This is a genomic window from Thermoplasma sp., from assembly GCF_023256435.1.
GTDB lineage: Archaea > Thermoplasmatota > Thermoplasmata > Thermoplasmatales > Thermoplasmataceae > Thermoplasma.
On the sequence record NZ_JAGDXM010000013.1, the window covers coordinates 43,288 to 49,908 of the forward strand.

General features: G+C 44.0%; 6 protein-coding genes and 1 tRNA gene. 3 read left to right on the forward strand and 4 right to left on the reverse strand.

Going from position 1 to position 6,621, the window contains the following annotated elements; all coding sequences use genetic code 11:
- Positions 1 to 51: 51 nt before the first annotated feature.
- Together Q0C15_RS01565 and prf1 are read right to left on the reverse strand one after the other, a co-directional pair.
- Complete coding sequence (locus tag Q0C15_RS01565; RefSeq protein ID WP_297215269.1) at positions 52 to 954, reverse strand: pyridoxal-phosphate dependent enzyme; 903 nt, start codon at positions 952 to 954, stop codon at positions 52 to 54.
- Positions 955 to 958: 4 nt separating this feature from the next.
- On the reverse strand, positions 959 to 2,203 hold the full coding sequence (prf1, locus tag Q0C15_RS01570) for a peptide chain release factor aRF-1 (protein ID WP_297215271.1): 1,245 nt from the start codon (positions 2,201 to 2,203) through the stop codon (positions 959 to 961).
- 447 nt (positions 2,204 to 2,650) lie between these two features.
- On the opposite strand from prf1, the gene Q0C15_RS01575 reads away from it, so the two are divergent.
- Positions 2,651 to 2,723: transfer RNA gene (locus Q0C15_RS01575), tRNA-Pro, on the forward strand.
- A gap of 116 nt (positions 2,724 to 2,839) precedes the next feature.
- On the opposite strand, the gene Q0C15_RS01580 is transcribed toward Q0C15_RS01575, so the two are convergent.
- The gene (locus Q0C15_RS01580) at positions 2,840 to 4,354 is read right to left on the reverse strand and encodes a glycosyltransferase family 2 protein (RefSeq protein WP_297215273.1); all 1,515 of its coding nucleotides are present in this window, start codon (positions 4,352 to 4,354) and stop codon (positions 2,840 to 2,842) included.
- On the reverse strand, positions 4,351 to 4,977 hold the full coding sequence (locus tag Q0C15_RS01585) for a hypothetical protein (protein ID WP_297215274.1): 627 nt from the start codon (positions 4,975 to 4,977) through the stop codon (positions 4,351 to 4,353). The genes Q0C15_RS01580 and Q0C15_RS01585 overlap by 4 nt, the downstream gene beginning before the upstream one ends.
- Positions 4,978 to 5,118: 141 nt before the next feature.
- Here Q0C15_RS01585 and pyrH point away from each other — a divergent pair, with 141 nt between their 5' ends.
- Together pyrH and Q0C15_RS01595 are read left to right on the forward strand one after the other, a co-directional pair.
- A complete protein-coding gene (pyrH, locus tag Q0C15_RS01590) occupies positions 5,119 to 5,808 on the forward strand; it encodes a UMP kinase (protein WP_110640675.1) in 690 nt (229 codons plus the stop codon).
- Between the two features lie 85 nt (positions 5,809 to 5,893).
- Positions 5,894 to 6,621, forward strand: a 728-nt coding sequence (locus Q0C15_RS01595) for a nicotinamide mononucleotide deamidase-related protein (RefSeq protein WP_297215277.1), incomplete at its 3' end; no start/stop codon positions are given.

Genomic DNA, 6,621 nt, shown 5'->3' on the forward strand with positions numbered 1-6,621 from the left:
ACCTGCGATTTAAATGGTTCCATTCGCATGTTCGTGCAGCAGAGCCAACGATCACTGCTTCAGGAAATCCAGCTCGTCCCTGTACTTTTCTCCTGAATCCGGGAATACGGTGAATATCTTACCATATCTCTCCTTCATTGTCCTTGCAGCAAAAAGATTTGCGCCAGAGGAGATACCGATGAGATCACCCGTTCTTTCGTAATATCTCTTTATCTCTCCCTTTGCCTGATCTTCATTCACATAAACTATTTCGTCGATAAGGTCTCCGTATCTGTCTATTATACCCCTATATTTGGATGAGAATGCGTTTCTCAGGCCATGTATATGTGAACCTGAGGAGGGCTGCACACCGATGATCCTTATGCCTGGATCCATCTCCTTGAAATATCTGGCTATGCCCGTTATCGTTCCACCTGTGCCGATTCCAGCTATTATCGCAGCAGGTTTTCCTTCAGCCTCAGCCATCTCCCTTGCAGTGGTGTAGTAATGAGCATCACTGTTTTTCGTGTTGGAATGCTGATTTAGCCAAACATAATTTCCAGTAGATACCATTTCGTTTACCGCTTTTATCGATCCCTCGGTACCCAACACAGCGGAGGTCTCTATCAGTTCTGATCCGTTACCCAGTATTGCCTGCTTCGTTGCACTGCTTGCGTTCTCTGGCAGGACTATCACGGACTTCAAGCCAAGCATACGGGCTATGCCGGATATGGCAAGGCCAGTATTCCCTGACGATGCCTCAATAATTATGCGATTGTCCAGATCACCGGCTTCCCTGAGGCTATATATCATATAAAATGCTGGTCTATCCTTTATGGAACCAAACCTGTTCCTCCACTCTATTTTTGCGAAGACACCCTCTTCAACTTGGACGAAAGGCGTATTGCCTATACCCATCCGGTGCATTGACTCGATGAGATCTTCAATCTGCGATCTAGCGCTGCTTCCGATCATGCGATCACGTTACCTGAACATTATCTTTCCTGATGAATCTCAGAACAGCGGCCATACCACCAAATGCCTGCTTCAGAAGCTTACCCTCCTCGCTCTGGTCCGATATTATCTCAACCTGCGCCCCCGATTCCTTCGCCAGCCTATAGAGATCCTCTATGAAATCATCCTCTGCAACCAGCTCCATGGGTGTACCATCTTTATCACAAACAGGCCATTCGTCAGGCTCCTGATTCAGTACAATTTCCGTCTGGCAAGTTGGGCACCTGTAGGTGTATCTGACTTTTCTGAGGCCCTCCGATATTAGCAGCAGATCGACCATCTTCTGCTCAAGCGCATCCCTGATGGCTTGCTCACCATAAATGGCCAGACCACCATCTGGCTTTCTGACCTCACGCAGGAACCTGTTCATCAGATCCTTTTCTTTGGATATTTTCATATCCTTTATCGATTCAGAGGCCTTTTCCACAAGCTCTCTCAGACCAGATTCGTCTGTATAGCCAACATCGAAGAGATCCTTTATCTTATCCTTAATTTCATTCCTGAGATAGTCCTTCTCAAAGAAATATTCCTTTGTTGCACCAGGTCCACCTAGAAATATGGCTCTTATGTCCTTTATCTTTGGCATGAATGCATTGTTGGCTATCTCGCCCACCTTCTTGAAAAATTCATTGGCGGCTATCTCGATAAGCCTTTCGAACCTTCGCGAAGACTGACCACCTTGATGGTGCTTGCTTGGAACCTGAGATTGAACGTTATCTACCACTTCAATCCTCGTACCATTGAGAAATCCAACTGTCGCCTCCTTTCTATCGATGACTATGAGGCCGTAAATTTCTTTTTCTTCCAGCATAGTCTTTAGCATCTCAAGATGAAACTCTGAATCGCATTTGTACATGAACGTAGTTATGGGTTCCGGCGGTTCTATTATCTTTGTGTACATCTCAGTCTGATCTCCCCTTGTTGCGATATGCCCCACAAAGAATACCAAGCCGTTTGGAGGTGGCGTCTTGTAATATTTCAACCTTGCCATGATCGATTCGATCGCAGCCAGAACGTTCTTTCTCGTTGATTTAGACTTTATATTTGAGGACGTCGAATACTCGTCCCTCAAATACGCAACCACATCCGATATCTGTTTATCTGGAGGGATATAGAGTGATATCAGCTCCGTACCACGACCATGAAGCTTGGAAAGTTCCTCAAGCGCCCGTTTAAATTCATATCTTCTTATCTGTTCATCATCTTCCATAAACAACACCTTCTAAACGAAGAAGTCAATTCGATGTGCAGAAAATAATTCCAGAGTTCAGATCAAAATTCTGCTGCACCGTCCCAAAACCCTGACTGCTGAATATGAATTTCAACGCATTGGAAATCGCTAACCATGTATTTTTATGGGATCGGTTCATTTTACTCATCGATATTCATTTAAACTATAATAGATCTTCCATGCTTCTCATGTAGTTTTCTGGGCGGTCGACCCTGTCAATTCTGATTCAATGATAATACCTGGATCTTAGCTCATTCGCCATTTTCAAAGTATTCGGTCAAGGACAGGATCGAGTCATATACAATAGAACTCATGAAATGATCCTAGTCTCTCCTTGAAAACAGTACTGCTGTGAAAACATCCCATATGATAAAATTTAAACATAGAGACAAAATATCGGTGGCGACTGCATTGTTATATGAATGGGGGGCCGTGGGGTAGCCTGGTATCCTTCCAGCTTCGGGAGCTGGAAACTCCGGTCCAAATCCGGACGGCCCCATGTTCTTCAGGTACAATTAGAATTATCTCGTCATGCATCGCGCTGCCATAATCCTGAATGCGGATAGAATTCCAGAATGGATGATCATACCGGAAATTTTTGAACTCAATATCACCTCAATTAAGATTAATGAGTCTGATCTCATCGCTCTCGCCCTTATATGTGCTGGTAAACAGAATCACGCTTGCAACGATCATGAATGGAATCAGATACATAGCAAAGAAAATGTTCACGCCTATTGCAATTTCCATGATCCTGGATGTCGATTCCCTGAGCCATATGAAGCCCATGGAAATGGTGGTGGTTGTCAGCAATTCCAGGGAGATCATGGGCAGAGCCTGTGTAAAAGAATATGTGCCAGCCTTTCCCTTGGGGGTCACTTTGAATGGCTTTCTTCTCTTGAGCAGAGCCGATATGAAGGATGAGGTGGCGGTGAACATTAGCAGGAGTTCAGCTCCTTGATGCAGGAAGAATCCTCTAGCACCGTAATTCATGAGACCATCAGAAACTGTGTAGTAATAGAATAGCATTGAATATATGAAGTATGGAAAATAGAAGAAAATAAAGAAAATCGGATATATGATCACGGTTATCAATCTGAAATCAAGAAACAGTATGAGCATTATTATAGATGCCAGCCGGATCGGGCCAACCCAGATCCAATAAAGCCATCCAGCCATATATTCTGCAAACACAGATGGCCTGAGCTTGAGACCTAGTAGAAGCCCTAGAGCCTGAAAACCACCAAGGGACCATCTGCCCTGTTGGGTCAGATAGGCGCTCACAGTTTCAGGAGGTTTACCGTACCATATGTCGGTTGAATCCAGATATATTATCTCCCATCCAAGGCTCTGCAGCATTATGGATGTAGCCAGATCCTCTGTGACGTTTTTTTCGTAGAATCCACCAACCGATCTTATCGCCGATATCCTCGCAACGAATCCAGATCCAAGAATAAAGGCAGATCTGCCATTTCTGGCTCTCATTATCTTCCTCAGGAAAACCTCCTGCTGAAAGAATGCAGATTCGCTTATCGATGTAGATATCGCAGTATAAGTCTGTGGTATCTGAACCACAGCCACATTCCTCCTCTCAAAATAGCTCATTATGCCATTGAAAAATCTTGGCGTAGGTCTCTGATCACTGTCAAACACTGCGATATATCCGTAAGAATCATCGATCTGTGACATCGCGTCGTTTATGGCGCCTGCTTTGAAACCTCTGCGATTACTCCGATGGACAAATTTTACGCCCATTTTATCACATATCTCCCTAAGATCAGAAACTATCTTCTCATCTGTTGAATCGTCCAGAAGCCACGTCTCGCCGTATATATTTGCCTTCTTAACCGCTATGATCGTCTTTTTCAGCATCTTCACATCCTCATTGTAACTGAGTATGAAGCTGACGACCCTCTCATCCCTGCATTCATGTAGAAGCTTCATGGTGTATCTGTCAGCTCCGAACATCTGCAGTTGAAAAATGACCACAGATGTTATGGAAACCAGAAGGAGTAGCCAGAACATATAGACCAGGGGTATCACATAAAGACTGCTTGAGGTGAAGTAGGCTGCAGCAATCGGCGATATGAAGAATATTAGAAACGAAAATAACTGATAATTGAATTTCATAGGAATTTTACCTTGATGATAGACGATTGCCCTGAGATATCTAAGTATATACTGGCGATCGTATAAGATGCCAAGATCTCCTCCACGTCCCTCAGCCCTCCCCAGTTTATCCAAAAAAGCCTGTTTCTATCGTTCCTCGCAAGAAGCGATGATATGCAGGAATTCCAAAATGTTTCTGTAAACTCCCTGTTGAATCCTCTTCTGTCCGAAATATATATATCAGATGCGCCCAACAGGAATATATCCAGATCGGTTATTCTTAAAACGCTGGAGAATATCTCGAATGCGAGTTGATCTCCAAGATTTACGGCATGTCTGGAATCTCCAACGATCATCCTATCCACGTTGGCGATAGCATAGAATTTGGTATCGCTGCACTTTGACTTAATATCCCCAGAGAAGGAAGAAAATGAAAAACTGGATATTATTACGGGAAATCTGTTTCTTTGCTCCCATTCTTTGCTGTCCCTGAACAGCCTGATCAGCGATGCATTGATCTTAGCTTTCTCAATTACAAGTTCGAAAACTCCGTATCTATCATTCAGAACATCTGTTAAAAACCAATCCTTATCCGTTCTCTGGAAAATGTTATCATGGAATTGAGATCCCTCATCATCCCTCATGCTGTTATATCGCATTGGTCAAACATCGGTATAATAGTTTCCACGAAGCGAATGAATTTCCTTCTCAGGAATGGCTCATAGATCCCATACTGATATTCTGCGATTGTATTTTAAAGAGTATTCAATAACCTATTGATCGAATTGAACGATTCCATAGTAATCTCATTAGGAGGATCCGTGATCTCCGGAGATCCAATTGACGCGGATTACATGAGGGATTTTGCCAGCCTTCTTGAATCTTCAAAGTACAGGAGGGTAGGCATAGTGACTGGAGGTGGCCGCACTGCCAGATCCTACATATCCGTGCTGAGGAAGCTCAATGTGAATGAGAATGTTTTGGATGAAATAGGGATCTATGCGACCAGAATGAACGCCCTCTCCATGGCCAGCCTTATGCCAGGATCCAATCCGATGATACCCTTTACCGTAGAGGAGGCCGTAAACCTGATGAACACTTATCGCTTTGTCATAATGGGTGGTACCGAACCTGGCCATACGACAGATACCGTGGCAGCACTTCTGTGCGAGCGAAGCGGTGTAAAGACGCTCATAAATGTGACCTCGGTGGACGGCGTATACGATATGGATCCCAATAAATTTGCCAACGCCAAGAGGTATGAGAGAATAGGATACAGGGAAGCAATAGCGCTTTCTACAAAGAGTTCAACTGGTGCTGGTCCGAACGTATTTATGGATATAACCGCACTAACAATAGCCATGAGATCAAGAATAAGGGTAATAGTCACATCTAGGGATCTGGCTAACTTAGAAAAAATACTAAATGGGGATCAGGCCATCTCCACCTTCATAGATGACGGTCAGAAGCTCTGATTCCAATGGTGATGTCCAGGTCAGATAAGGCTTGAATGGAATAGAGTGGACCACAAAAATTAGATAAATCGTAATCCACTGAAAGATGCATATACAGGAGGCATTTGATATGAAATATGCAACCGTGATAACCGTAGGAAATGAGATACTGAAAGGAAGAACCATCAACACAAATGCGGCTTTCATAGGGAATTTCCTGACGTATCATGGATATCAGGTTAGAAGAGGCATAGTTGTGATGGATGATCCAGACGAGATATGCTGGGCCTTTAAGACAGCATTGGAAACCTCGGATCTTGTGGTTTCATCTGGCGGACTAGGCCCAACATTCGATGATATGACCGTTGAGGCATTCGCAAAGTGCATAGGGCGGGATTTGATGGTGAACAGCGATGCGCTGGCCATGATCAGGAAGAAATATGGCACGGATCAGCTGACAGAACAGAGGATAAAGATGGCGAAGATGCCATCCGAATGCAGGCCGGTTGAGAATCCAGTTGGGACGGCCCCGGGTCTGCTCTGCAACATTGATGGTAAGAAGATCATAATTACGCCTGGTGTCCCAAGGGAAATGGAAGCCCTTCTGGAGGCTATGGAGAAGGACATAATAATACCCGATGTGCACTATTACGATACATCCATAATTATATCTGGAGTCATGGAAAGTCTATTCTCGCCATATGTAGATAAGCTGATGAAGGAATTCGAAGGTATATATGTAAAGAGTCATCCAAGGAATGTCGAAGTGAAAAACCCGGAGCTGGAGATTGAAATATCAGGTTACGGAGAAAATTATACGGAACTCAAGAGAAA

Bases quoted from the DNA above. Each gene is read 5' to 3' on its own strand.
- Q0C15_RS01565 (WP_297215269.1), bottom strand. From the start codon at position 954: ATGATCGGAAGCAGCGCTAGATCGCAGATTGAAGATCTCATCGAGTCA.
- prf1 (WP_297215271.1), bottom strand. From the start codon at position 2,203: ATGGAAGATGATGAACAGATAAGAAGATATGAATTTAAACGGGCGCTT.
- Q0C15_RS01580 (WP_297215273.1), bottom strand. From the start codon at position 4,354: ATGAAATTCAATTATCAGTTATTTTCGTTTCTAATATTCTTCATATCG.
- Q0C15_RS01585 (WP_297215274.1), bottom strand. From the start codon at position 4,977: ATGAGGGATGATGAGGGATCTCAATTCCATGATAACATTTTCCAGAGA.